This window comes from Idiomarina piscisalsi, from assembly GCF_002211765.1.
Taxonomy (GTDB): domain Bacteria; phylum Pseudomonadota; class Gammaproteobacteria; order Enterobacterales; family Alteromonadaceae; genus Idiomarina; species Idiomarina piscisalsi_A.
The window spans coordinates 1,961,962-1,985,714 of record NZ_CP022133.1; the positions used below are offsets into that span (position 1 = coordinate 1,961,962).

Genomic DNA, 23,753 nt, shown 5'->3' on the forward strand with positions numbered 1-23,753 from the left:
TTAGTCGTCTTTTTGAATGCCGTATTTTTTCATCTTTTCAACCAGCGTCGTACGGCGCATACTCAGCAGATCGGCCGCCTTAGCAACCACCCAGTCAGACTTTTCGAGCGCCTGGGCTATCATTCCCGTTTCAATTTCGCTGAGCATATCTTTTAAGTTCACACCGTCATCAGGTAATTCTGAGTCAACGGAAGAAGCTCCCGATTCCTCAAGCTCTTCATCGTCTTCCGAATCAGAGAAAATGGCATTCAGCGCTTCGCGTTCCAGCATTTCTTCGGGATAGTCCGGCGTGGGGCTACTGTGATCAATATGTTGATACTTAGGGGGCAAGTCTGACACATCAACCAGACTGTCAGGATGCATAATGGTTAACCGCTCAATTAAGTTGGTCAGTTCCCGAACATTTCCCGGCCAGCGGTGGTAAGACAATGACTCAAGCGCTCGCTCAGTAAAACGCACGCCAACGCCCCGCTCCTTTTTAAAGCGCTGCGTCAGCTCCTGCATCAATAGTGGTACGTCTTCCTGACGCTCGCGCAGGGCGGGCATTTCAATCGGGAATACATTCAAGCGGTAATACAAGTCTTCCCGGAATTTGCCGTCGATAATCATTTGTTCGAGCTCACGGTGGGTGGCGGCTACCACACGAACGTCGGCAGCGATACTTTTACTGCCACCCACTCGCTCAAATGTTCGCTCTTGCAATACCCGCAGTAACTTTACCTGCATTGGCATTGGCATATCACCAATTTCATCCAGAAACAGAGTGCCGCCTTGCGCCAACTCAAAACGTCCCTTTCGAGCGCCTATCGCTCCGGTAAAGGCACCTTTCTCATGGCCAAATAATTCACTTTCTAACAGGTCCCCGGGAATTGCACCGCAATTTACGGGGACGAACGGACCTTTATGCCGCTCTGACAAGTCATGAACACCTCTAGCCACGACTTCTTTACCCGTCCCCGACTCGCCCAGAATCAGGACGTTGGCATCGGTTCCCGCGACTTGCTCTATAAGTTGCCGTACGTGCTTCATCGCACGCCCCTGGCCAATGAGAGTTTGTTCTAAATGAGAGCGCTTCGGATGTTGTTTATTCGCTTTACGGCCGGGCATTTGCTGATGATAAGCCTGACAGTAATGCAACAGATTAGACAGGCTGGAATAGTCAAAGGAGTCGTCTAAAGGCCCCAGAACATTGGCTTTTTCTAAAGCACTTTCATGTTCACTAGCAGCACAAATAAAGGGTAAGTGCGGCGCATTACTGGCCAAGTCCCGTAGATTATCAACACCTGTACCGGCTATCACGCATAAAGCCTCGGCTGGACTTAAGCTCAGTAACTGCTCGGGCTCAACAACTTTTACAGACTCGCCAATAAAGGTCAGAACTGTCTCAAAGTGCTGCCTGCGAGCGGGATGTTGCTCAACCAGATAAACTGTTCTTGTTTTTACCATAGACGAATTACCGCAACGTCCTAGTTCACATAGCCCAATACAAAGGTCTCGCCCGCACTGGAAAGAAACCACTGCTCTTTTCCATCAACTTCTCGAGTCTGTGCAATCGATACCCACTGATAAAATACATTTCGATGCACTTTGGCTTCGAGCTCTCTTGGCATCATAACGTAAGGAACACCCTCTTTAATTTGTAACGGATGTTCAGAACTCAAAACAAGAGTATCACCGATATTGGTTGTTAACAGCAAGAGGCTTTCGCCATCTTCTGTACGTTGTACCCAATCGACCACCAAAAAAGGGACATCATCGACGGTAATTTTCACTTTTTCAGCCGGTGTGACAAGAAGATAATCGTCACCTTCTCTTACGAGTACAGAGGCAAAAAGTTTTACCAGTGCCTGCCGCTGAATTTCACTGTCCTGATAATACCAACGCCCTTCGCCATCAATTCGTATTGGAATTTCTCCACAATACGGCGGATTCCACTGCTCAGTAGGGGCGTGTTGATGCTTTTCCAGCTCTGCGATGAGGCGGTTTAACGACATACGACGTTATCAGTCAACCAGCTTCTTTTGACGTAGTAAGTACCAAAGTGTCGCTTCCGTGCGATTAGACACTTTTATGGCTTTAAATATTGCCGACAAGTGCACGCGGATGGTGCCCTCAGTAATCCCCAGAATATTAGCTATTTCTTTGTTCGACAAACCTTGTGCTAACAGCTGCATAATTTCCAGCTGACGTGGTGACAAAAAGCCCTCGGCACCGCTGGATTTATCGCGAGGCTCGTTCAGGTATGGGTCGTCCGGGATATAACGGTCACCATTTAGTAACGCACGAACCGCTAATTTCGCCTGTTCGGCCGTACTGTCTTTAGGTAAGTAACTACGTACCCCGGCAGCAAGCACCTGCCGAACTTCTGAAATAGAACGCGGGCGGGTAAAGACAACCAAGTGTGCCATCGGCGCTTCTTTTTTGATTTTCTGCAGCGCCGGACGGATTTCCGCGTCTGGCAAGTCCATATCTAAGAAAATGAGGTCGTACTTATCGGCAGATAGGTAGCTTTCAGCCACTTCAAACGAGTCGGCTTCATAAATCGAAGGCTGATTCGCATAGTTCGTTAAAAGCTGTATGAGCCCTGCACGCATAAAAAACTCAGGGTCTATAATGAGAATCTTCATTCCGACGTCCAAATTACCCGTTCTAAAATTAACTTTTAGCATACCTAAAATATAACAGACAGCAAGTATTTTGGTTGGTGATGTTGTCTATCCAAGATGAGTTGTTAATTTAGTTAACAAAAAGTTTATTCCGCTGTCTGGTTTATTCGCGCTAAAAAACGCTATAGTGTGACTTTACTTAAAAAATAAAAGAGTGTTGTGAGTATGTCTTTATCACGTCGTTTTTCATTAACATCCATTGCCACCGCTTCCATTACCAGTATGCTTTTAAGCACAACAGCGGTTGCCGATACGTTATACACCAACGCCAATGGGTATACGCTAACCAGCCCTGCCGGCGAAAATGCGGTATTACAGCAATTTTCGTCCATGTTGATAGATAACGGTAAGATTAAGGCCATTGGCGGTGACGAACTCAACGAACGCTATTCAAACACCGACGATATTATCAACTTGCAAGGCAAAACCGTTCTCCCCGGCCTGATTGATGCACACGGACACGTTTTGGGTTTAGGGAACAGCTTATTACAGGTGGACTTACGCGACAGCACATCAGTGAAGGACGCGGCTCAACGTGTTAAACGCTATGCAGACACACAGCCGTCTCTCCCCTGGATAACCGGCCGCAGTTGGAATCAAGAAAACTGGGAAGAAAAACGTTTTCCGCGCGCCAGCGACCTTGACGAGCTGGTTAACGAACGCCCCGTTTGGCTCACCCGCGTTGACGGTCACGCCGGTTGGGCTAATTCAGAAGCACTGCGTTTAGCCGGTATTGATAAAGACACCGTGTCTCCTGATGGTGGCGAAATCGTCAAAGATGAAAACGGTCAGCCAACCGGTGTTTTAATCGATAATGCCATGCAGCTCGTTGAAAAGGTCATACCGGAAGCCAGCTTTGAGCAGCAACGCAACGCTTTCCAACTCGCTTTCGAACATTTGGTTGAGCGCGGCATCACGTCGGTTCATGACGCCGGTATCAGTGCCGACGAAGTGTCGGTGTATAAAGGGTTACATAATCAGGAACTCATGCCGTTACGTATTTACGGTATGCTGGCGGCAACAGAGCCCAAATTGCCGCAACTGTTGGCTGAGGGTCCCTATCAGACAGACGACGATAAGCTGACTATCCGCAGTGTTAAAATATACGCCGATGGCGCGCTTGGCAGCCGTGGTGCCGCACTGATAGAAGATTACAGTGACGACCACGGCAACCATGGCCTGATGGTCACATCACAAGAGCAGATGATGTCGTTGTACCGCTTGATTATCCCACACGGATTCCAGGTAAATACGCATGCGATTGGTGACCGGGCTAACCGCGTTGTGTTGAATAATATACAACAAGCTTACGAGACAATCGGTGGTCGTAATTTAAGGAACCGTATTGAGCATTCTCAAATCGTGCATCCTGACGACCTGCACCGGTTTAAAGACCTGAACTTAGTTGCCTCTATGCAACCGACTCATGCCACCAGTGATAAAAACATGGCAGAAGACCGCTTAGGTAAAGATCGCATGGAGGGTGCTTATGCTTGGCAAACGTTTTTACAACAAGGCACTATCGTGGCCTCTGGCTCTGACTTTCCGGTTGAACTGGCGAATCCATTTTATGGTTTACATGCAGCGGTGACCCGCCAAGATCGCTCAAACATGCCGGAAGGCGGCTGGTACGCCAATGAGAGCATGAGCCGGGCACAGGCATTACGTTCATTCACCATCGATGCGGCTTACGCAGCGTGGCAAGAACAAGAGCTGGGGTCTTTAGAGCCGGGCAAATGGGCTGACTTTATTCTTGTTGACCAGGATCCTTTTGCCGTGGGTGCAAAAGACATTTGGCGTACCGATGTAGAAGCGACTTACGTGGCCGGTGAACGCGTTTATTCGAAAGGAGACAATGACGAATGAGTGATGACTTTCTATTCGCAGAAGACGAAGTCGAATCAGTCAGCGAAGAAGCCGTCGAGCCCTATCATATTCTCATTGTTGATGACGATGAGGAGATTCACACCATTACCAAAATGGCTTTAAGTGAATTCCGCCTGGACGGTCGCCCGCTGCAGTTTCACTCGGTCTATTCCGGCAAAGACGCTATCGCCTTTTTAAATAAAAATCGCGACATTGCCATGATGCTCCTGGACGTCGTTATGGAGACGGATCACGCGGGACTCGACGTAGCCAAATGGGTACGCGAGGAGTTGAAAAACCGTTTAATACGCATAGTGCTTCGCACCGGTCAGCCGGGTCAGGCGCCAGAAGAAGATGTCATTGCCCGTTTTGATATTGACGACTACAAAGAGAAAACCGAGCTGACCTACCGTAAGCTCGTCACGTTAATGTACTCATGCTTACGCGCCTACCGCGACTTAAACGCCATCGAACGCAACAAGCGCGGATTAGAAAAAGTCATTAATGCGTCGGCAGAGGTGTTCTCAGCCCGTTCAATGCAGGGGTTATGTCAGGGAATTTTGGAGCAGCTGGTCGCATTAATTACGCATAGCGACGACGCTATGTATTGCCGCATTGATGCACTCACGGCCAGTTCAGACACCAACGAGCCGTTCGAAATCATTGGCGGCACGGGTGACTTTGAACAGGCCGTGGGCGACCCTGTTAACAGCGAAATTGACTGGGATATTGTGCGCCCTATGCAGCAAAGTGCTAAAAACGTTGAGTTCCGTATTGTCGACGGTAACTATTATGGGCTTTATAAAACCAGTAGCTCGCGTCAGTATTTACTGTTTATTCGCGGTGTCCGTGACTTGTCTGAGCTGGATCAAAACCTGCTGGGGCTATTTGTGAATAATAGCTCCATTGCCATTGATAACCTGCAAGCCACAGAGAGCGAACGGGAGGCTCAACGTGAATTGCTTTACAGCGTAGGCGAAGCCATTGAGAAGCGCTCTATTGATGAAGTCAGTCACCACGTCAAACGTTCAGCTGAAATGGCCGGGCAACTGGCGATTGCGGCCGGTCGCGATGATGAACAGGCCCAGGCATTAAAGCAAGCCGCGTCGGTCTATGATATTGGTAAGGTGTCGGTGCAGCTCGAATTGGCTCAGCGTGCCGACGCACTTAGTATTCATGATTACGAAGAGATCATGCAAAAAGTCATACAAGGGCACGACTACTTGCAGCAAACAGATACCGCTGTTGCGAAAATAGCGGCTGGTATTGCACAGGATATTCATGAACGCTGGGACGGCTCAGGTTTTCCGAGTCAAAAACAAGGCGCAGATATTAATGTTAACGCTCGTATTTTGGCCATTACCAGCCACTATGACGCGCTTCGCACGCAGCGCAGTTATCGTGAAGCTCAGGAAGCCGAAGCGGCAGCTGACTATTTACTCAAACACAGCGGCGTGTTTTTTGATCCGGAATTAGTCGGACTTATGCTCGACAATTTGGATGCAATGGAAAAAATTCGTAAGCGTTATCAAGACAACCCGTAAGCATTAACAAGGTGTTAATAGAGGAACCACTATGGATTTACAGGCCATGCGCCGTGAATACGGTTTAGGCAGTTTGCACCGCGAGCAATTATTTGCCAGCCCGGTAGAGCAATTTGAACACTGGATGAAGCACGCCATTGATAGCGGCGTATTGACGGATCCAACGGCAATGACTGTGGCAACGGTCAATGCTGATGGCGTACCGAGCCAACGCATTGTTCTGCTAAAAGGCTATAACGAGCAAGGCTTTTGCTTTTACACCAATAAGAATAGCCATAAAGGCGACGATATTCGCAATAACAATCAGGTTTCGTTGCATTTCGCCTGGCTTGCACTTGAGCGACAAATCAGCATTATCGGACAGACCGTTGAATTAAGTGACGAAGAAAACGATGCGTACTTTCATTCGCGTCCGAAAGAAAGTCAGGTAGCCGCCCTTGCCTCTCAACAAAGTCGCCCGGTTGATAGCCGCGATGTATTAGAAAGCCATTATCAGGCGTTACTGAAAGAATACGCTGATACCGACGTGCCGCGCCCACGTCATTGGGGAGGCTATCGCGTTATTCCCGACACTTTCGAGTTTTGGCAAGGCGGCAAACACCGCCTTCACGATCGCTATCAGTACACCCGCGACGGTGACCATTGGCGAATTACCCGTTTGCAGCCGTAGGCAATTCGACCTCACAAAATTCGGCGCAACGCTTTAATACTTTCAGTGTCGAAGGGGTGTAAACCACTCCCTTTTTGAGCTGCTCGCGCTTACGGGCAAGAGCAGCCTCGCCCGGCACGCGAACCGGTAACTCAGGGTCAGCCGGAGCACTGTTGCGTGCATCATCTAATAAACTGTCAACCTGCTTCAGGAACTCGCCTTTCTCCCCAAAGGCTTCCGGGTCAATCACCTGAACCCATACCGTATTCGCGTCACCGTCCTCAGCGCCCTGCACACGACCGTATTGCGCCAGCGCCATGGACCAGATTTCACTGAACAAGGTTAATCCATAGCCTTTATACCCTAATTGCTCGCCTCCCAGAGGGGCAATAGCGCTGCCAGGCGACTCAAAGAAGCTAAGCGGGTCATCTGTCCAATCGCCGTTCGGCTTTATTAACGCTTTGTAAGGTAATTTTTCGCCATTGGCTTTTGCCTGGCGCACTTTACCGGCCGCCGTCATTGAAAAGCTGATATCAAACAGCATCGGCTCTTTTGAGCTGGGTACACCCACCGCAAAAGGGTTCGGCGAAAACACCGCTTCTTTCCCGCCGAACGGCGCAACCGCCCTCTGACCCGGAGTCGAGCACATTAAATTCACCACCATGCCTTTGTCAGTGGCAATGGTTAAATAGGCAGCCAGAGACGCCACATGTTGGCTACGTCGCAACACCACCGTTCCCGTACCCGCTTGTTTGGCCATTTCGCACGCCGCATTGACCGCTTGCGGCACCACGTAGGGTCCCGGCAAAAACTGAGCGTCCCAATTCGCAACAGCGGCGCGTTCACTCAATACCAGCGGTTGCCCTTTTGGCAAGCTTTTACCGTCTTTTAACCATTGGCAATTATTCAGCAAACGAATTAAACCGTGTGTACTAAACCCCAGTAAATCTCCCTCCAGAAGATAGTACGCCACATGGCGAGCTACCTCGCCCGATGCCCCACAATTGGTTAAGCACGACTGCGCCCATTGCGCTAATTCAGAATAATCAAAACGTGACACGTCGGTGTTCATGAAATTTCCTCTTGGTGACGGCTAGCAGGTCGTTTAAGCTACGCATAAGACATTATCAAGGAGTACAGATTGTGTCATCTGATAACACAATAAACAGAATTGCATTGATTACCAGCGGCGGTGATGCGCCAGGGATGAACGCGGCCATTCGTGCGGTGGTATTAGCTGCGGAAAATTACGGCATTGAGGTGATAGGTTTTCGACATGGTTACGAAGGCGTACTCAATAACGACTTTGTGCGCTTAGACAGAGAAGACGTCGAACATATTATGCAGTACTCGGGCACCATTATTAAAAGCGCCCGTAGTGAACGTTTTAAATCCGATGAGGGTGGGCGCGAAGCAGCAACCAATTTAGACGCGCACCAAATTGACGCTTTTATTGTTATTGGCGGTGACGGTTCGTTCCGTGGCGCCGACCATTTAGCGAAATTTTGGAACGGTCCGATTATCGGTGTTCCCGGCACCATCGATAATGATCTCTATGGCACCGATCACACTATTGGATATGACACGGCGGTTGAAACCGCTATGGACGCATTGGATAAAATTCGTGATACCGCAGAAGCCATGGATCGCGTCTTCATTGTGGAAGTCATGGGTCGTAACGCCGGCTATATTGGTATCAGCAGTGCCATGGCATGCGGTGCAGAGCGCATGATTCTGCCGGAACTGCAAAAAGACAAACCATTAACGGTCGAAGCGCTGGTAAAGCACATTGAATCGGTGCAACGCGTCCGCGGTGATTCCAGTTACGTGATGGTACTGTGTGAAAACCAGTGGCCGGGTGGTGCCGTTCGACTTGCAGAACAGCTGGAAGATCGTCTTAACTTACCGTGTCGGCCGTGTTTATTAGGACACGTGCAACGAGGTGGCCGCCCAACGGCTATGGACAGAATTTTAGCAACACGTTTGGGCGTTCATGCGGTAGAATTAGTCCGCCAAAATCAGACCGGTGTTATGGCAGGGGTTAGTGCTAACGAACTAAGCGCTACACCGCTGTCTGAAACCTGGACAAAACGTAAAAAGCTGAGCGAAGAGCTCATTAATATTCAGCAAAGCCTGTTTAACCCGATTAAAAAGAATCGGCAGAAATCGACACAAACTGACGACTAGAAAGAGAGGTCACTAAAGCGCATGCCCGCAATGTCACTACCCGTATCGTTGAACGATCCTATCCGTCCGTTTTTTGGTGCTGAGCACAGTACCGAATTACACTCGGATCACACACATATTTTAGGATTTGGCTTTGACGGCACCGCCTGTTTTCGCAAAGGCACCAAAGAGGGGCCGGATGGTCTGCGTTCGGTTTCTGAAGACATCGAGTCTTACTCACCCTATTTAGATGCTGACCTTGAAGACCATACCTTTTATGATTTAGGTAATTTGCGGCTGGGCTTTGACGATGACGAAGAAAAACAGTGGCATCATGCGCTGAGTGATTTTAACCAGATTTTTGACGACGTCGATTTAGCCAAAGAAAACATTAAGCTACTGACGTTAGGTGGTGAGCATTCAATTTCTTACGCGCCTATTGTGAAATATTTGAAGCAATACCCAGATTTAGTGCTGTTGCATCTAGACGCTCACGCTGACTTGCGCGATGGGTTTCTAGGCTACCACTATTCACACGCGTCGATCATTCGCCGCTCGGTTGATCATTTCGGTCCTGGTCATGAGCTTATCCAGTACGGTATTCGTTCTGGTACGCGGGACGAATATCAGTGGATGAAAGAGCACAAAACCATTCGTAAATCGCGTCAGGAGTTCTTAGAAAGTGTTAATGCTATTGCGGCAGACAGACCGGTCTATTTGACGTTAGATTTGGACTACTTTGACCCATCATTTTTCCCGGGAACCGGTACACCAGAGCCCGGCGGCGAAGACTTTCACTCGTTTGTCAGCTTAATGAAAATTCTGCGCCAGAAAAACTTCGTCGGCGCCGACGCTGTTGAGCTTTCACCGCCGATAGACCCTACCGGCAACTCCAATGTATTCGCGGCCAAAGTGGTGCGCGAGCTGTTACTTGCTTTAGAGCGCGCAGGAGCCTAATTGATGTCAGACTGGAATATTGATCAAGCAGAAGAATTGTATGGCGTTAACCGTTGGGGCGCAGGTTATTTTTCGATTGGCGACAACGGCAACATTCAAATTCGCCCGAATCATCGCCTGCCTGATTTGGCCATTGATATGCAGGAAGTGGTTGAAGAAATAAAGTCAGAAGGCATTGAGCTGCCGGCGGTGATTCGTTTTCACGACATTTTGCGCTCGCAAGTCGAAATTATTAACGAGACCTTCGCGCAGCAAATTCAGGACGCCGATTATAACGGCAAGTATTGCGGTGTGTTCCCGATTAAAGTCAACCAAATGCGCGAAGTGGTTGAAGAAATCATGGACGCTGGCGAACCGTACAATTACGGGCTGGAAGCGGGTTCTAAGCCAGAGCTCATGGCCGTTATGGCTTACAATGAAAACCCCGACGCGCTGACCATACTGAACGGCTACAAAGACAAAGACTACCTGACGCTGGCACTGCTTGGCCGTCAGTTACGCCGTAAGATGATCATTGTCATTGAAAAATACAGCGAACTCGAAATGCTGATTCCGCTGGCCAAAGAATTAGGCGTTGAGCCTATGATTGGTCTGCGCTCAAAAATGATGGTGAAAAGCGCCGGTAAATGGGCTGGCTCCAGTGGTGACCGTGCTAAATTTGGTTTAAGCATTGCTGAAATACTGAATGTGGTTGAACGCTTACGCCAGGAAGACATGCTGCATTGTGCCAAGCTTCTGCACTTTCACATTGGCAGCCAGCTGTCAGACATTCGTAAAATTAAAGAGGCCGTCAGCGAAGGCGCTCGTTTGTACGCTAAGCTTATTCAGGAAGGCGTACCGCTCGAGTACTTAGATATTGGCGGTGGTTTGGGCATTGACTACGACGGTACCAGTACCACCAGCGACTCTTCTCGCAACTACTCAACCGAAGAATACGTAGCTGACGTGGTTTGGGGCGTAAAACAGGTGTGTGACTTAGAAGAAGTACCGCATCCAAACTTAGTCAGCGAGAGTGGCCGTGCAATGACGGCGCACCATAGCTGTGTCGTCACCAATATTGTCGGTGAAATAAAGCCAGCTAGCACCAATTTCGATGTCAGCCCCAGCGAGGACGAGCATATTTTGGTGAAAAATATGCGCGAGCTGCACCAGTCAGGTGACCAGTTCCACCCTCAAGAGCGTTACAACGACGCCGCTGGCTATAAACAGAATGCTTATGAAGCCTTTAAATTGGGCATTTTGTCGTTACAGGAAATGGCGAAATTGGATACCATGTATTGGCAAATACTGGCAGACATTCATCAGTCCCTCGACAAAGATGCCTATGTTATTCAAGAGCTGGAAGAGCTTGAAGATATGCTCGCCAGCCAGTACCTGTGTAACTTCTCTATTTTCCAGTCAGCCGCAGACACCTGGGCCATTGGTCAGGTATTGCCAATAGTGCCTATTTCGCGCTTAAACGAGAAGCCGGAAGTGCGTTGCTCTATAGCCGACATTACGTGTGACAGTGACGGTAAGCTGGGCAAATACATTGAAGGCACTGAAATAAGCGATAACATTCCCATGCATTCGTTGCGTAAGGGCGAAGATTATCATGTCGGGCTATTCTTAACGGGTGCGTATCAGGACGTGATGGGCGACATGCACAACCTCTTCGGCCGACTGACAGAAGTGCACGTGTATTGTCACGATGACGAGCGCGGTGACTTCTACATTGAGGAAGTAGTACCGGGTACGTCGGCTGAAAAAGTACTACAAACCATGCAGTACAATACAGAATACATGGCCAAAGCGGTGAAGAAGCAAATTGACCGCCAGGTTCGAAATGGTGGCCTGGCACCAAGAGCTGGTGTTCGCTGGACAAACTTTTACGAGAAGTGTTTGGCCGGCAGCACCTACTTAAGCGTTGAATAATTCACCAAAACAACCGCTTAATGTGCAATTACTGAGCAAACAGTAAAAAAGGCACGAAAAGCGGTTGACTCGAAACCGAAAAAAACGTTTAATACACGCCGTTGCCCGGATAGCTCAGTCGGTAGAGCAGAGGATTGAAAATCCTCGTGTCGGTGGTTCGATTCCGCCTCCGGGCACCAACTTATTCCTAAAGCCCTGCACTTAGTGCGGGGCTTTTTCGTTTCTGAGTAACGGATGTAACACGCTTAGTAACACAGGCCTATAACCTGACGTTACCGCCTTCCAAAGCCAAGGCGACGTTCGCGTGAGTTGAGGCAGTTAAAGATCGCTCATAAAAGCGTGCTCTAACTGCGCTCAATGATCTAACTCTCTATTTTTTTAAAGCGCTGCACTAAATAATAAAGCGCTGGCAGTACCACCAATGTCAGCAATGTTGACGATACAATACCGCCAATAACCACTGTCGCTAACGGCCGCTGCACTTCGGCACCCACACCGCTATTAAACGCCATCGGAACAAAGCCCAAGCTAGCTACGAGAGCAGTCATCAGTACAGGTCTTAACCGTTGTTGCGCACCTTCAAACACCGCATCTCTCAGGGGGAGCCCGTCACGTAATAGCTGCCGTATAAACGTCAGCATCACCACGCCGTTTAAGACAGCCACACCGGATAGCGCAATGAAGCCAACCGCTGCTGAAATAGATAACGGCATATCACGCAGCGCCAGCGCAAATATTCCACCGGTTAACGCCAGCGGTACACCAGTGAAGATCACTAAGGCGCTACTGATCGAGTTAAAGGCACTGTATAGCAAACCGATAATCAGTAATAATGCCAACGGAACAACCAGACTGAGCCGTTGCGACGCTGACTGCAGCTGTTCAAAAGTTCCGCCATAATTGACCCAGTAACCAGCCGGCAAGTTAACCTCAGCGTTTATCGCGTTTTGCACATCAGCAACAAACGATCCTAAATCCCGATCTTCGACATTTGCACTCACAATGACATTGCGCTTGCCACTCTCCCGGTTAATTTGGTTTGGTCCACTTTTTAAGCTCAACTCAGCGATCTCGCCTAATGGCACGTACTGCAGCTCCGGATTATCCGCAGAAACATCCACCGGCATCGACTTCAGCTGTTCAATGCTGTCGCGCCAACCGTCATTCAGACGCACCATAAGCTTAAACCGCTTATCACCTTCGTAAATAATTCCAGCCTGAACACCGCCAACTGCGGCTTGTATTGCGCTTTGTACGTCCGCCACCGTTAAGCCAAGCAGGGCCAAATGATCACGTTTAGGATGGACAGAAAGCGTTGATAAGCCCGTCATTTGTTCGACGCGAACATCGGCGGCACCATCAACTTTTCGGATGACGGATGCAGCTGAATCGCCGAGCTGCTTTAATGTCTGCAAGTCGTCACCATAGATACGAACCCCCAAATCGGCTCTCACACCAGCGATAAGTTCGTTAAAACGCATTTCAATAGGCTGCGTAAGCTCGTACTTATTACCGGGCAACTCTTGCACAGCGGTTCGTATTTCCACAACCAATTGCTCTTTGGGTTTCTCTGGGTTTGGCCAGTCCTTGCGCTCCTTTAAAATAATAAAAGTATCCGCGACGCTCGGTGGCATCGGGTCAGTCGCAACATCCGGGGTACCAATTTTCGAGAACACCAATTTTACTTCATCAAACTGCGAGACCACAGACTCTACGTCTTTTTGCATGTCGATGGATTGTTGCAGTCCTGTCCCCGGAATACGCAGCGCATGCATTGCAATATCGCCTTCATCCAGTTGAGGTAAGAACTCAGTTCCCATGCGACTGGCCTGAAACATGGACACCACAAATAGGCCAAAGCCAATCAAAATAATGACCTCCGGAAGCTTCAGTGTCTGCCGTAAAACCGGCTGATACACTTTGCGAGCCGCCCGCATGATGCGGTTTTCACCGTGCTGAATGTTGCCACGCACAAATATTGCAATAGCCGCGGGTACAAAAGTCACCGAGAAAATAAGCGCCCCTAGCAATGCCGCTACCACTGTGAAAGCCATCGGGTGGAACATCTTTCCTTCAACCCCACTTAGGGCGAATATTGGCAAGTACACCAGCATAATAATAAGCACCCCAAATACCGCAGGGTTAAATACCTCACGAGTACTATGAGTGACTTCAATTAAACGCTCTTTAGTGGTCAGCGTCCGGCCTAAGCGTTGCTGTGCATTTCCAAGCCGTCGCAACACGTTTTCAACCACTATAACCGCACCATCGACAATAATGCCAAAGTCAATTGCCCCCAGGCTCATCAGGTTACCGGACACTTTGTTGGCAACCATACCGCTAACAGCAAATAGCATACTCAACGGAATGACACAGGCTGTAATTAGCGCTGCCCGGACATTCCCGAGTAGTATAAACAGGACAACAATGACCAGTACCGCCCCTTCAAACAAGTTTTTCTCGACCGTTGCAATGGTTTTATCAACGAGAGAAGTACGGTTATACACCGTTTCAATCACCACTCCGTCTGGTAGGCTTCGTTGCACTTCGTCAATTTTATCTGCAACATTCTGGGCAACAATACGACTGTTCTCACCAATCAACATCATGGCGGTGCCTAATACCACCTCACTCTCGCCCGAGGTTGCCGCACCAGTACGTAGTTGCTCTCCCAGTTTGACCTCAGCAACATCGCTGACGCGCACTGGCGCATCGTCACGCTTGGTTATAACCACATTTCGAATCTCATCAAGCGTTTTGAGCTGACCGGGCGAGCGTACAAGCCACTGTTCACCATTTTTCTCAATGTAACCAGCCCCCGCATTCCTGTTGTTCAGCTCTAACGCTTTGAACAAGTCCTGCATAGTCACTTTGTAAGCCAGCATGCGGCCCGGGATTGGTGCTACCTGGTATTGTTTTTCGTAACCACCAACGCTATTAATTTCCGTCACGCCCGGCACTTTGACCAGCTGTGGTTTAATGATCCAGTCTTGAATGGTACGTAACTGCTCTGGCGTATAAGGCTTGCCATTGGCGTTAGTCGCCCCCTCTTCAGCACGCACCACGTAATTCACGATCTCGCCCAGACCAGACGCAATAGGCCCCATATTAGGCTCTATGCCTTGTGGTACTTCACCTCTGACCTTTTGTAATCGCTCACTGATTTGCTGTCTAGCCCAGTAAATATCGGTACCTTCTTCGAATACTACGGTCACCTGCGACAGTCCATACCGTGAGATCGAGCGCGTATAATCCAGTTTGGGTAAGCCCGCCATCGCTGTTTCTACCGGATACGAAATTCGTTGTTCCGTTTCTAAAGGTGAATAGCCTGGCGCTTCTGAATTTATCTGTACCTGAACATTGGTAATATCGGGCACGGCGTCTATGGGCAGCTTTAGCGTACTGTAGATACCAGCGGCAGCAACTAAAAGGGTTGCTGCGAGCACCAGCCACCGACGCTCAACCGCAAAGCGAATGAGTGCATCTATCATTGTTGAATCTCCCTAGTGACTGTGGCCAGCACCTTGTTTGAGAATGTCAGCTTTGATCAAATAGCTATTCTCAACGACATAACGTTCGCCGCCTTCCAGGCCTGATAAAACCTCGGTAAATTCGCCATCCGTGCGGCCTAACTTAAGGCTACGGGCTTCAAAACGGTTACCTTCCTGAACAAACACCACCGGTTTATCTTCTAAGCGCTGAATCGCTTCGTTATCGACTGCTAAGCTTGCGGTAAAAATGTCGGTAACTGCGTCAGCTTTAACGTGCATGCCTGGCCGCCAGTGGCCCGATTCATTCGGCAGTTGCACACGCGCCCGTGCGATATGTCCGCCGCTCATTTTAGGAGATATATAAGACACAACACCTTCAACGGTCTTGTGATGATGCAGGTCGTAAACGAAGGCCGTTTGATTCTCTCGCAGAGACTCAATGTCTTCCGGAAACGCTGAAAGCTCCACCCAAACCGATGAAGAATCCAAGATTTCAAATAAAGGCTTTTGCTCTACCACTTCGCCGATATTGGTATATCGCTCGGTGACTTCGCCGTTAATTGGACTTTTCACCGCAAACGCCGTGCCGGTAGTAACATTCTCAACCACCGCAAGAGTTTGCCCTGATTTCACCACATCACCGATATTCACCGGTAGCGAAGTGACAAGGCCTTTATACTTGGCGCCGACATGCACGATGTTATTGTTATTGGGGGCAATAACACCAAATAGAGTTTGCTTTACGTTAATCTCCTGCGACCCAGCTGTGGTCATGGTTATTTCAGCATTTTTTATGGCTACATCGCTCAAATTTGTATGAGGTGCTTCGTGTTCTGAATGTTGCTCTTGCGAAGCAGCCGCAGACATTGAAAAAATAGCGATACTGATTATCGCAATCACTGACTGCTTAAGTTTCATGGTTGTACTCCTAAAAATGGTTGTCCTGTCATGCGTTCAAGTTGGATTATGTCGCTGTAGATCGCATGCGCTCGGGATAATTTTTCATACTCAAGTTTGGCGAGCTCTGTCTGGGCATCTAGCACCTGAAGCAAGGAATGCCTACCTCGCGCGTAACCCTGCCGAGTTTGTTCCAATAGCTGTTCAGATAATGGTAGTAGGCGCTGTGTCACCTTTTGCAGGTAGTCTTGGTGAGTATGTAAGCTATGCACTAAAGAAAGCGCCACAGATTTCAGTTGTTGTCGAACCTGCTTCTGTTGTGCGAGGTTCGATTGATGCAATATACGCCGTTGCTTAATACGGCCCACATTAGGATTGCTTAACTGCAATGGCATTGAGGCCTGAACGGTAAAACCGGCATCATTTAATTGGTTGTTATAACGGGCACCGATACCAACAGTCACATCCGCAACAGAATCTGCCTTTAACGCATTCGCTTGAGCTTGCAAAAGCTGCTCAGAGTCTAGCAACCGCAAGTATTCCGGAGCCTGATTAACGGCCGTGAGCACTTCCCCCCTTGCAGGTAACGCCAACGGGAAAACGAAACGTCCTGACACCAAGTCAAAGTCGATGTCGCCAGCCCACATCGATGCCAACTCGGCTTTCTGCTGCTTGAACTTACCCTTTAACTCATCAGAAAAAGCGTATTGGCGCTCTAATTCTAGCTGAATGCGGATAACCTCAGATTTCGGCACCGCTCCGGCTGATACCCGCTCTTTCGCTATTGTGAGTAGGCGCGCAGTTCGCTTTACCTGGCGAGCACTGATGAGCGCCAACTGCTGTAACTTCAAAACTTCATAGAAACGTTGTGTCGCTTCAGCTAAAACTTCAACTCGGCGGTACTCATATTCCGCTTGCTGAGCTTTTTCATTCGCCGTGGCAGCATCCACTCGCAACTGCCTTTTATCCCCTAGCTCAATAAGCTGAGAAAAAGACACCGTCAGCTGAGCGTTATTGATCCCCCCAAACTCACCAGAGCCCGCAAAGTTCTCAACTTCGGCTGACAAGGTCGGGTTGCGTGAAAACTCAGCCTGTTCAACCATCGCGGCGGCAGCACGTATTTTATAATCGTATTCAAGTAATTCAGGGTTGTTTTCTAATGTTTTCTGTAACGCTTCTTCCAGCGTTAACTCGGTTGCAGCAGCATGTGCCTCTGACAATAGAACGCCAAGACATAAGACCGCCACAAAGCTTAAGTACTTCATGTAGCTTCTCCATTAACTTAAAGATTTAGGAATTAAAGTTAACGGTTACGCGTTTGGTGGAGGCACCGGTGGTTGATGCGTCAGGCTTTGACCAAATGTTGAAGATTTTGAATTAGAAGCCACGATGACTGGTGTTACGGAAACAAACACTCCGTAGCCAGTAATACAGCTTATATGGGCATGAAATTGATGCTCGTGCTCTATTTCTGGTTGCGCGTCGTTGGTCTGTTGATGTTCGGCAGCACGGTCTGCGTCAAAGACAATATCTACGCTTTGGTGATGGAGGTCTTCCACGTGCCCAGCCGCCGACGCACAGGTAAAAAAACTGTGTATCAATACGACGGTGATAAGCAACCAAGATAGTTTCATGGTGAGCACTTTATCGAATACTTTTCCAAAAGACCAGCGCAGAACCGCGCTGGAATATCACACCTGAAGCAATAGCATCAGGTTACGCCACATGAATAATTTCAACGGACTGCAGGCCACGGTTGGTTTTCCATTGAATAGACTGCCCTACAGACAAACCGATAAGCGCGGCGCCAAGTGGTGCGAAGACCGATAGACTGTCGTCGTATTTATCCACTTGTTCAGGGGCTGTCAGCGTTTTTGTAAACACTTTGCCCGTTTCAAGTACCTTAAAGGTAACTTGTTTATTCAAGCACGCCACATTCTCTGGCACAGCGGCAGGTTCCAGCACTTCGGCACGCGCCAACTCGGCTTCCAGTTCGTCTAAAAATTCCGGCGGCAAGCGGGTTTCTTCCAGACTATTTTCAATCACTGTCATATCAAATGTTGATATCGTTATTTTTGGTTTTGTTTCCATATTTCTTCTCCATTAAAAAAGGGCTCCGAAGAGCCCCTTATTCGTTACTCATCATTAAGCTTCTTTTTCTTCTTTTGTTTACGTTTCTCTTTTAACGTCATCTGAGGTTTCTTCTTTTCTTTCTCTTTACTCATTGGATTCACCTTATCTGTTCAATATCTAAAATGACTTAAGCTATTGCACAACTAAGTTACTCCAAGGCTCTACCCTCCTTAAGGCATGAGTGTTTAAAGGTCTGTAATGACTTTTCTTTGGTTTACAGAAATAACGCCCCACTTGTCAGTTCTTCTGCCAAATTCAGTCACCGCAACATCCCCTAATTTGAGCCCCAACAACGCCGATCCTAAAGGCGATATAAAGGAAATCATCTGCTCTTCGGGCTCTGCCAGTTCCGGTGGCACTAAAGTGACGGTCAACTTTTCCCGGGTCTCTCTATTTTTAATGGTTACAGAGGAGCCAACCGTTATTCGCCCCAATAGTCGTGAGCTATTCTTTTGGCTAAATTCAAGCCTTTCCAGCAGTAGACTCAGCTCAATGGGGTCCATTAACACTCTTTGCCCCGCGTTTTGAAAAATGGGATTACCTAAACATACTGACCCCTTACAGGGCCTAAACATGCGCATAAGCACGGCTTTATCTCCAACCGAACTAATGAATAAATAACTGTGGAATTACAACAATAGAAGAACAGCCGAACGCATGAGCTGCGTTCGGCTTAATTTGGAAAGGTGAGAGCGGTACTCTGTATTGAGTAGTTATACTTAAACATGATGTCCTCAAAACAACTTGAGAACATCATAGCCCGTTAAAAATTTAAAGCAAGCGGGTAAAACCAGGCTTACAAAAGGTTAAACGGATCATCCATTGCACGCGACGGCTCGGTAAACCACACCGGACCGTCGTCCGTCATATAGAAGTGATCTTCTAAACGAACCCCAAAAGTATCTGGTTTTATGACCATCGGCTCGTTGCTAAAGCACATTCCCGGTGCCAATACGGTTCTATCACCGCCCACCAGATAAGGCCATTCATGTAAATCCATGCCAATACCATGACCGGTTCGATGAGGGACACCGGGTAACTGATAATCGGCTTTTAAACCAAGCTTAGCGAGCGTCTCTCGTACCGCATCATCCACCGACTCGCAGGTATTTCCATTGTGCGCGGCATCAAATGCGGCTTGCTGAAGCTGTCGCTCGTATTGCCAGAATGTCTTTTGTTCAGCGTTAGCCTCACCGAATGGGTACGTGCGGGTAATGTCAGAATGGTAGCCATGTAACTTACAACCGGTATCAATTAATACCCAGTCATTTTTTTCCAATTTTTGCTCATGACTGACGCCATGCGGATAACTGGTGCCCTGACCAAACAACACAATACAGAAGAAAGAGCCACTTGCGCCCACTTTGTGATGAGCCTCGTCAATAAACGCCCGCACCTCTGAGGCCGTTACCCCTTCCTGTAGCATTGCCCCGGTCGCACGATGCACCGCCATGGTCATATCCATTGCGGTTTGTATGAGTGCGAGCTCAGCGTTTGACTTATGCATGCGACACTCAGCGGTAATTACTTTTGCGTCGCACATTTGCGCTGCCGGATAGCGCTCCTCAAGGTTTGAAACAATGCTATAAGACGATGATTCGTCCAGCGCGAGTTTACCCTTGGTCAATTCATTCTCTTTCAGAAACTCAATAAAATAATCGTAGGGTGATTCGTGTTCGTCCCACAGCAAGGTCTCCATTGGCAGTTTCATCGCCTGCGTTAATGACCCAATCTCAAACGCAGGCGCTATTAATGTAACCGCGCCTTCGACAGGCACAATTGCGCCCACCAGGCGCTCACTTGGGTACCATTTTAAACCGGTAAAATACTCTAAATTAGTACCCGCGTTTAAATACATTGCATCGATACCCTTGGCTCGCATCAATGTCTGGGCTTTGTCGACTCTCGCCTGATACTCTTCTAATGTAATGGGCTGAACATTCAGTGTCATATCTTCTAATGCGTCGAGGGCGGTCTTTGCATCGGTAATGCCTACACCGTGGGTCATTCTGCCTCCTAAAATGTCATTTCGTATGAACAACGAGATTCAAGTAGATGGCCGATTCTGCTAAATAATGGCGAAATATAATAGTCAGCTTTAGGATTTAATTTTTAAAACACTGATTTATATAGGTTTTGTTTTTGGCTTAACTCTTGCACTATGACTCATAATAAAAAGACAAGAACAATAAGGACGCATTATGAGTGTGAAATTCGAAGATCGACCTTTAGACAAGGTTCGTGAGGAAACTATTGACCAACTGGTCATGAACTACGGTCACGGGGAACTTTCCTCAGAAGCGTTTGAGCGCCGTCTCGATGCGGCGATGGACGCAACCGAGCATAGTCAACTTGCTGCGCTAGTAGAAGACCTTGAGCTGAAGCCTGACACGTCGTACGACAGCATGAAAGAACAAAAATTCTCGCCACACTATGGTGAAGGACGCGCCCAGCCAACGGAAAATGTCGTCTCTATTTTGTCATCCAATGAGCGAACAGGTGTGTGGACCGTTCCGCGTGAAATAACGGTGTATGATTTTCTGGGCTCTGTCGAACTCGACTTTACGGATGCCGTATTCCAACACCCCGATGTGACGATCAAAGTGGTCGGGATGCTTTCAAGTCTCGAAATTTACGTGCCTGAAGAAATCATGATAAGCACCAACGTATTTAATATTCTTGGCTCCACTGAAAACAAAGCCCCATCCATGGGAAACCTGAAGCAAGTTCCCCATATTCGCATTGAAGGCTTTCACGTGCTCGGTTCGGTTGAGGTAAAAGTCAAACGCACCATTAAAGAGAAATTCGTGGCTTTTGCAAACAGCCTGAAAGAAACCTTTAACTCAAAGAACTTCTACTAAGCAGCAGCCAGCTGTGCCAAATACTCGTCATAACTGCCGGCAAAGTCACGTAAGCCTTTGTCGGTAATTTCAATAATACGGGTCGCTAATGACGATACGAACTCGCGGTCATGGCTGACAAACAGCAAAGTACCTTCAAACTGTTCCAGCGCCAGGTTCAGCGACTCTATCGACTCCATGTCTAAGTGGTTCGTTGGTTCGTCCATCACCAGAATATTAGGCTTTTGCAAAATGAGTTTGCCAAATATCATGCGGCCTTTCTCACCACCGGACAAAATAGATACAGGCTTTTGAATATCATCCGCAGAAAATAGCATCCGTCCCAGAACACCGCGTATCGACTGCTCGTCATCACTCGGTTGCTTCCACTGATACATCCACTCGTACACCGTCATTTCCTGTTTGAACAGGTGAGCGTGGTCCTGAGCGTAATAACCAATATTGGCATTTTCTGACCATTTGATACTGCCGGATTCCGGCGTATAGTCGCCCATCAGACACTTCAGTAAAGTCGTTTTGCCAATACCGTTAGCGCCAATAATCGCCACTTTTTCACCCACTTCTATTGAAGTACTCAAGCCTTTTAGCACCGCTTGCTCACCAAAGCTCTTACGCACATTGTCGGTTTCTAGCGCCAGACGATAGAGCTTCTTCTCCTGCGTGAACCGAATATACGGATTCACTCGGCTGGATGCTTTCACTTCTTCCAGCTGAATCTTTTCCATTTGCCGCTGACGCGAAGTTGCCTGCTTGGCCTTCGAGGCATTCGCCGAGAAGCGGCTCACAAAGCTCTGCAGCTCCGCAATCTTCTCTTTCTTCTTGGCGTTGTCGTTCATCAGCTGTTCACGCGCCTGAGTGGCGGCAAACATGTATTCATCATAGTTGCCCGGATACACACGTAGCTCGCCGTAATCGATATCGGCCATGTGCGTACAAACCGTGTTCAGAAAGTGACGGTCGTGCGAGATAATGATCATGGTGCTTTGCTTTTCCGCCAGCACCTCTTCTAACCAACGAATGGTGTTAATGTCCAGGTTGTTGGTCGGCTCATCCAGCAGCATAATATCCGGCTCAGAAAACAGCACCTGCGCCAGTAACACCCGAATTTTGACACCCGGCGCCAGTGCCGACATCAAGCCAAAGTGCTGCTCGACCGGTATACCTAAGCCTAACAGCAATTCGCCGGCGCGAGACTCGGCGGTGTAACCGTCCATCTCGGCAAATTCGGTTTCTAAGTCGGCAACTCGCATGCCGTCTTCTTCACTCATCTCACCGCTGCTGTAAATACGGTCACGCTCTTCTTTTACCGCCCACAGCTCTTCATGCCCCATAATAACGGCATCGACCACGCTGTAATCTTCATAGGCAAACTGGTCCTGACGCAATTTACCAATGCGGGTGTTGGGCTCTAACGACACGTTACCGGCGGATGGCTCTTGCTCTCCGCTTAGAATGCGCATAAAGGTCGACTTGCCGCAGCCATTAGCGCCAATAAGACCATAACGGTTGCCATTGCCGAATTTAACAGAAATATTTTCGAAAAGAGGCTTCGCACCAAATTGCATGGTGATATTTGCAGCAGAAATCACGTAATCTATATCCAGGATGAGGGAGTAAAAAATGAGCGCGCAATGTACGCGTTTTTCCCGTAAATTACAAAGAAAGATTCACAAATAGGTAATTGATGATGCAAATGTCCTGGACAGACCTTTCGACGAATATTGGTAAAATTTGGAATACCGAGCTTTGGAAATCTGGAGAGGCTCAAATTCACCTCAGTCAGGTCGTTATTGCGCTAACGCTTATCATTGTTGGTGTTATTGTTATTCGCTGGGTTGGATCCCGACTCGTCAAGCGAGCACTTAGCTCCGGCAATGCATCGCAGAATACCGTTTTTGCGTTTCGCAAATTATTTTCCGTTCTGGCCTATGTCCTTATCGTTCTCATTGCTCTTCCCGTTGCGGGTATTCCAATTACCATATTTGCCGTACTTGGCGGTGCATTAGCCATTGGTGTGGGTTTCGGCGCACAAAACCTGCTCAACAACCTCATTTCGGGCATGATTTTAATCGCTGAGCGCCCTATTCGCATTGGCGACATTGTCGAGTTAGAAAAGGAACGCGGTCGGGTAGAAGAAATAGGCAATCGGTGCGTGCGTATTCGTCGTTACGACGGTGTCCACGTGTTGGTTCCTAATAGTTACTTTTTGGAGCAGCGCGTTGTTAACTGGACACTGGTTTCCGCAGATATTCGCTCTGTTGTGACAGTTGGTGTTGCCTATGGCTCGCCCGTTGAAAAAGTGCGCGAACTCTTGTTGCAAGCAGCAGACGAACACGAGCAAGTATCCAAAGACTATCCCGTTGAGGTCATTTTTGAAGACTTTGGTGAGAGCTCCCTGGTCTTTAACGTCTATTTTTGGACCAGCGTCCACCAGCCTATGGATATTCGTCGAATTCAGTCTGATGTACGATTTAAGATTAATGGTTTGTTAAATACAAACGACATTGTTATTGCCTTCCCACAGCGCGACGTGCATTTGGATACGTTAAAGCCGTTGGAAATCAAAATGACCAAATCGGACGCATAAAAAAACGCCACCTCAGATGAGG

The 23,753-nt window shown here is 48.3% G+C and carries 20 protein-coding genes and 1 tRNA gene; 9 read left to right on the forward strand and 12 right to left on the reverse strand.

Annotation, left to right across the window (positions count from 1 at the left end):
- The 3 genes from CEW91_RS09495 to CEW91_RS09505 are packed head-to-tail and all read right to left on the reverse strand — an operon-like array spanning position 1 to position 2,627.
- The gene (locus CEW91_RS09495; RefSeq protein ID WP_088768724.1) at positions 1–1,446 is read right to left on the reverse strand and encodes a sigma-54 dependent transcriptional regulator; all 1,446 of its coding nucleotides are present in this window, start codon (positions 1,444–1,446) and stop codon (positions 1–3) included.
- Positions 1,447–1,466: 20 nt separating this feature from the next.
- Positions 1,467–1,994 (reverse strand): DUF1285 domain-containing protein, encoded by a 528-nt coding sequence (locus tag CEW91_RS09500; RefSeq protein WP_088768725.1) that lies wholly within the window; start codon positions 1,992–1,994, stop codon positions 1,467–1,469.
- Positions 1,995–2,003: 9 nt separating this feature from the next.
- Positions 2,004–2,627 (reverse strand): LuxR C-terminal-related transcriptional regulator, encoded by a 624-nt coding sequence (locus CEW91_RS09505; protein WP_088768726.1) that lies wholly within the window; start codon positions 2,625–2,627, stop codon positions 2,004–2,006.
- A gap of 204 nt (positions 2,628–2,831) precedes the next feature.
- Between CEW91_RS09505 and CEW91_RS09510 the strand changes: the two genes are divergently transcribed.
- From CEW91_RS09510 to pdxH, 3 genes are read left to right on the forward strand one after another with little or no spacing between them, the layout of a single operon-like run.
- On the forward strand, positions 2,832–4,532 hold the full coding sequence (locus tag CEW91_RS09510; RefSeq protein WP_088768727.1) for an amidohydrolase: 1,701 nt from the start codon (positions 2,832–2,834) through the stop codon (positions 4,530–4,532).
- Positions 4,529–6,076: a response regulator gene (locus CEW91_RS09515; protein ID WP_088768728.1), complete on the forward strand. Its 1,548-nt coding sequence runs from the start codon at positions 4,529–4,531 to the stop codon at positions 6,074–6,076. Before CEW91_RS09510 ends, CEW91_RS09515 begins: the two co-directional genes overlap by 4 nt.
- Positions 6,077–6,107: 31 nt before the next feature.
- Positions 6,108–6,746, forward strand: a complete 639-nt coding sequence (gene pdxH, locus CEW91_RS09520; protein WP_088768729.1) for a pyridoxamine 5'-phosphate oxidase — start codon at positions 6,108–6,110, stop codon at positions 6,744–6,746.
- Here the strand turns inward: pdxH and CEW91_RS09525 are convergent.
- The gene (locus tag CEW91_RS09525) at positions 6,727–7,797 is read right to left on the reverse strand and encodes an Ldh family oxidoreductase (RefSeq protein ID WP_088768730.1); all 1,071 of its coding nucleotides are present in this window, start codon (positions 7,795–7,797) and stop codon (positions 6,727–6,729) included. The two genes, pdxH and CEW91_RS09525, sit on opposite strands and share 20 nt — an antisense overlap.
- 71 nt (positions 7,798–7,868) lie before the next feature.
- Between CEW91_RS09525 and CEW91_RS09530 the strand changes: the two genes are divergently transcribed.
- The 4 genes from CEW91_RS09530 to CEW91_RS09545 all read left to right on the forward strand — a co-directional run bounded on the left by CEW91_RS09530 (position 7,869) and on the right by CEW91_RS09545 (position 11,941).
- The gene (locus CEW91_RS09530) at positions 7,869–8,912 is read left to right on the forward strand and encodes an ATP-dependent 6-phosphofructokinase (protein WP_088768731.1); all 1,044 of its coding nucleotides are present in this window, start codon (positions 7,869–7,871) and stop codon (positions 8,910–8,912) included.
- 30 nt (positions 8,913–8,942) lie between these two features.
- Positions 8,943–9,848, forward strand: a complete 906-nt coding sequence (gene speB / locus CEW91_RS09535) for an agmatinase (protein WP_232506952.1) — start codon at positions 8,943–8,945, stop codon at positions 9,846–9,848.
- A 3-nt stretch (positions 9,849–9,851) separates the two neighbouring features.
- Positions 9,852–11,762 carry a biosynthetic arginine decarboxylase gene (gene speA / locus CEW91_RS09540; protein ID WP_088768733.1) on the forward strand — a complete coding sequence of 637 codons (1,911 nt, stop codon included), beginning with the start codon at positions 9,852–9,854 and terminating at the stop codon, positions 11,760–11,762.
- Between the two features lie 103 nt (positions 11,763–11,865).
- Positions 11,866–11,941, forward strand: a tRNA-Phe gene (locus CEW91_RS09545).
- A 183-nt stretch (positions 11,942–12,124) separates the two neighbouring features.
- On the opposite strand, the gene CEW91_RS09550 is transcribed toward CEW91_RS09545, so the two are convergent.
- The 7 genes from CEW91_RS09550 to CEW91_RS09580 all read right to left on the reverse strand — a co-directional run bounded on the left by CEW91_RS09550 (position 12,125) and on the right by CEW91_RS09580 (position 20,291).
- Positions 12,125–15,253 (reverse strand): efflux RND transporter permease subunit, encoded by a 3,129-nt coding sequence (locus tag CEW91_RS09550; RefSeq protein WP_088768734.1) that lies wholly within the window; start codon positions 15,251–15,253, stop codon positions 12,125–12,127.
- A 12-nt stretch (positions 15,254–15,265) separates the two neighbouring features.
- Positions 15,266–16,171, reverse strand: coding sequence for an efflux RND transporter periplasmic adaptor subunit (locus CEW91_RS09555; protein ID WP_088768735.1), 906 nt, complete (start codon positions 16,169–16,171; stop codon positions 15,266–15,268).
- Positions 16,168–17,415 (reverse strand): TolC family protein, encoded by a 1,248-nt coding sequence (locus CEW91_RS09560; RefSeq protein ID WP_088768736.1) that lies wholly within the window; start codon positions 17,413–17,415, stop codon positions 16,168–16,170. Before CEW91_RS09560 ends, CEW91_RS09555 begins: the two co-directional genes overlap by 4 nt.
- A 45-nt stretch (positions 17,416–17,460) precedes the next feature.
- The gene (locus CEW91_RS09565; protein WP_232506953.1) at positions 17,461–17,784 is read right to left on the reverse strand and encodes a hypothetical protein; all 324 of its coding nucleotides are present in this window, start codon (positions 17,782–17,784) and stop codon (positions 17,461–17,463) included.
- Positions 17,785–17,866: 82 nt separating this feature from the next.
- Complete coding sequence (locus tag CEW91_RS09570; protein WP_088768737.1) at positions 17,867–18,241, reverse strand: GreA/GreB family elongation factor; 375 nt, start codon at positions 18,239–18,241, stop codon at positions 17,867–17,869.
- A gap of 227 nt (positions 18,242–18,468) precedes the next feature.
- A complete protein-coding gene (locus CEW91_RS09575) occupies positions 18,469–18,786 on the reverse strand; it encodes a GreA/GreB family elongation factor (protein WP_232506954.1) in 318 nt (105 codons plus the stop codon).
- Positions 18,787–19,079: 293 nt separating this feature from the next.
- Complete coding sequence (locus tag CEW91_RS09580) at positions 19,080–20,291, reverse strand: M24 family metallopeptidase (protein WP_088768739.1); 1,212 nt, start codon at positions 20,289–20,291, stop codon at positions 19,080–19,082.
- A gap of 193 nt (positions 20,292–20,484) precedes the next feature.
- Between CEW91_RS09580 and CEW91_RS09585 the strand changes: the two genes are divergently transcribed.
- Positions 20,485–21,144 carry a DUF1707 SHOCT-like domain-containing protein gene (locus CEW91_RS09585; RefSeq protein WP_088768740.1) on the forward strand — a complete coding sequence of 220 codons (660 nt, stop codon included), beginning with the start codon at positions 20,485–20,487 and terminating at the stop codon, positions 21,142–21,144.
- Here the strand turns inward: CEW91_RS09585 and CEW91_RS09590 are convergent.
- Positions 21,141–22,733 carry an ABC-F family ATPase gene (locus CEW91_RS09590; RefSeq protein ID WP_088768741.1) on the reverse strand — a complete coding sequence of 531 codons (1,593 nt, stop codon included), beginning with the start codon at positions 22,731–22,733 and terminating at the stop codon, positions 21,141–21,143. The genes CEW91_RS09585 and CEW91_RS09590 overlap by 4 nt on opposite strands.
- 104 nt (positions 22,734–22,837) lie before the next feature.
- Between CEW91_RS09590 and CEW91_RS09595 the strand changes: the two genes are divergently transcribed.
- Positions 22,838–23,731, forward strand: a complete 894-nt coding sequence (locus CEW91_RS09595) for a mechanosensitive ion channel family protein (RefSeq protein ID WP_232506955.1) — start codon at positions 22,838–22,840, stop codon at positions 23,729–23,731.
- Positions 23,732–23,753: the final 22 nt, after the last annotated feature.

Bases quoted from the DNA above. Each gene is read 5' to 3' on its own strand.
- CEW91_RS09495 (WP_088768724.1), bottom strand. From the start codon at position 1,446: ATGGTAAAAACAAGAACAGTTTATCTGGTTGAGCAACATCCCGCTCGC.
- CEW91_RS09500 (WP_088768725.1), bottom strand. From the start codon at position 1,994: ATGTCGTTAAACCGCCTCATCGCAGAGCTGGAAAAGCATCAACACGCC.
- CEW91_RS09505 (WP_088768726.1), bottom strand. From the start codon at position 2,627: ATGAAGATTCTCATTATAGACCCTGAGTTTTTTATGCGTGCAGGGCTC.
- CEW91_RS09510 (WP_088768727.1), top strand. From the start codon at position 2,832: ATGTCTTTATCACGTCGTTTTTCATTAACATCCATTGCCACCGCTTCC.
- CEW91_RS09515 (WP_088768728.1), top strand. From the start codon at position 4,529: ATGAGTGATGACTTTCTATTCGCAGAAGACGAAGTCGAATCAGTCAGC.
- pdxH (WP_088768729.1), top strand. From the start codon at position 6,108: ATGGATTTACAGGCCATGCGCCGTGAATACGGTTTAGGCAGTTTGCAC.
- CEW91_RS09525 (WP_088768730.1), bottom strand. From the start codon at position 7,797: ATGAACACCGACGTGTCACGTTTTGATTATTCTGAATTAGCGCAATGG.
- speB (WP_232506952.1), top strand. From the start codon at position 8,943: ATGTCACTACCCGTATCGTTGAACGATCCTATCCGTCCGTTTTTTGGT.
- speA (WP_088768733.1), top strand. From the start codon at position 9,852: ATGTCAGACTGGAATATTGATCAAGCAGAAGAATTGTATGGCGTTAAC.
- CEW91_RS09550 (WP_088768734.1), bottom strand. From the start codon at position 15,253: ATGATAGATGCACTCATTCGCTTTGCGGTTGAGCGTCGGTGGCTGGTG.
- CEW91_RS09555 (WP_088768735.1), bottom strand. From the start codon at position 16,171: ATGAAACTTAAGCAGTCAGTGATTGCGATAATCAGTATCGCTATTTTT.
- CEW91_RS09560 (WP_088768736.1), bottom strand. From the start codon at position 17,415: ATGAAGTACTTAAGCTTTGTGGCGGTCTTATGTCTTGGCGTTCTATTG.
- CEW91_RS09565 (WP_232506953.1), bottom strand. From the start codon at position 17,784: ATGAAACTATCTTGGTTGCTTATCACCGTCGTATTGATACACAGTTTT.
- CEW91_RS09570 (WP_088768737.1), bottom strand. From the start codon at position 18,241: ATGGAAACAAAACCAAAAATAACGATATCAACATTTGATATGACAGTG.
- CEW91_RS09575 (WP_232506954.1), bottom strand. From the start codon at position 18,786: ATGGACCCCATTGAGCTGAGTCTACTGCTGGAAAGGCTTGAATTTAGC.
- CEW91_RS09580 (WP_088768739.1), bottom strand. From the start codon at position 20,291: ATGACCCACGGTGTAGGCATTACCGATGCAAAGACCGCCCTCGACGCA.
- CEW91_RS09585 (WP_088768740.1), top strand. From the start codon at position 20,485: ATGAGTGTGAAATTCGAAGATCGACCTTTAGACAAGGTTCGTGAGGAA.
- CEW91_RS09595 (WP_232506955.1), top strand. From the start codon at position 22,838: ATGTCCTGGACAGACCTTTCGACGAATATTGGTAAAATTTGGAATACC.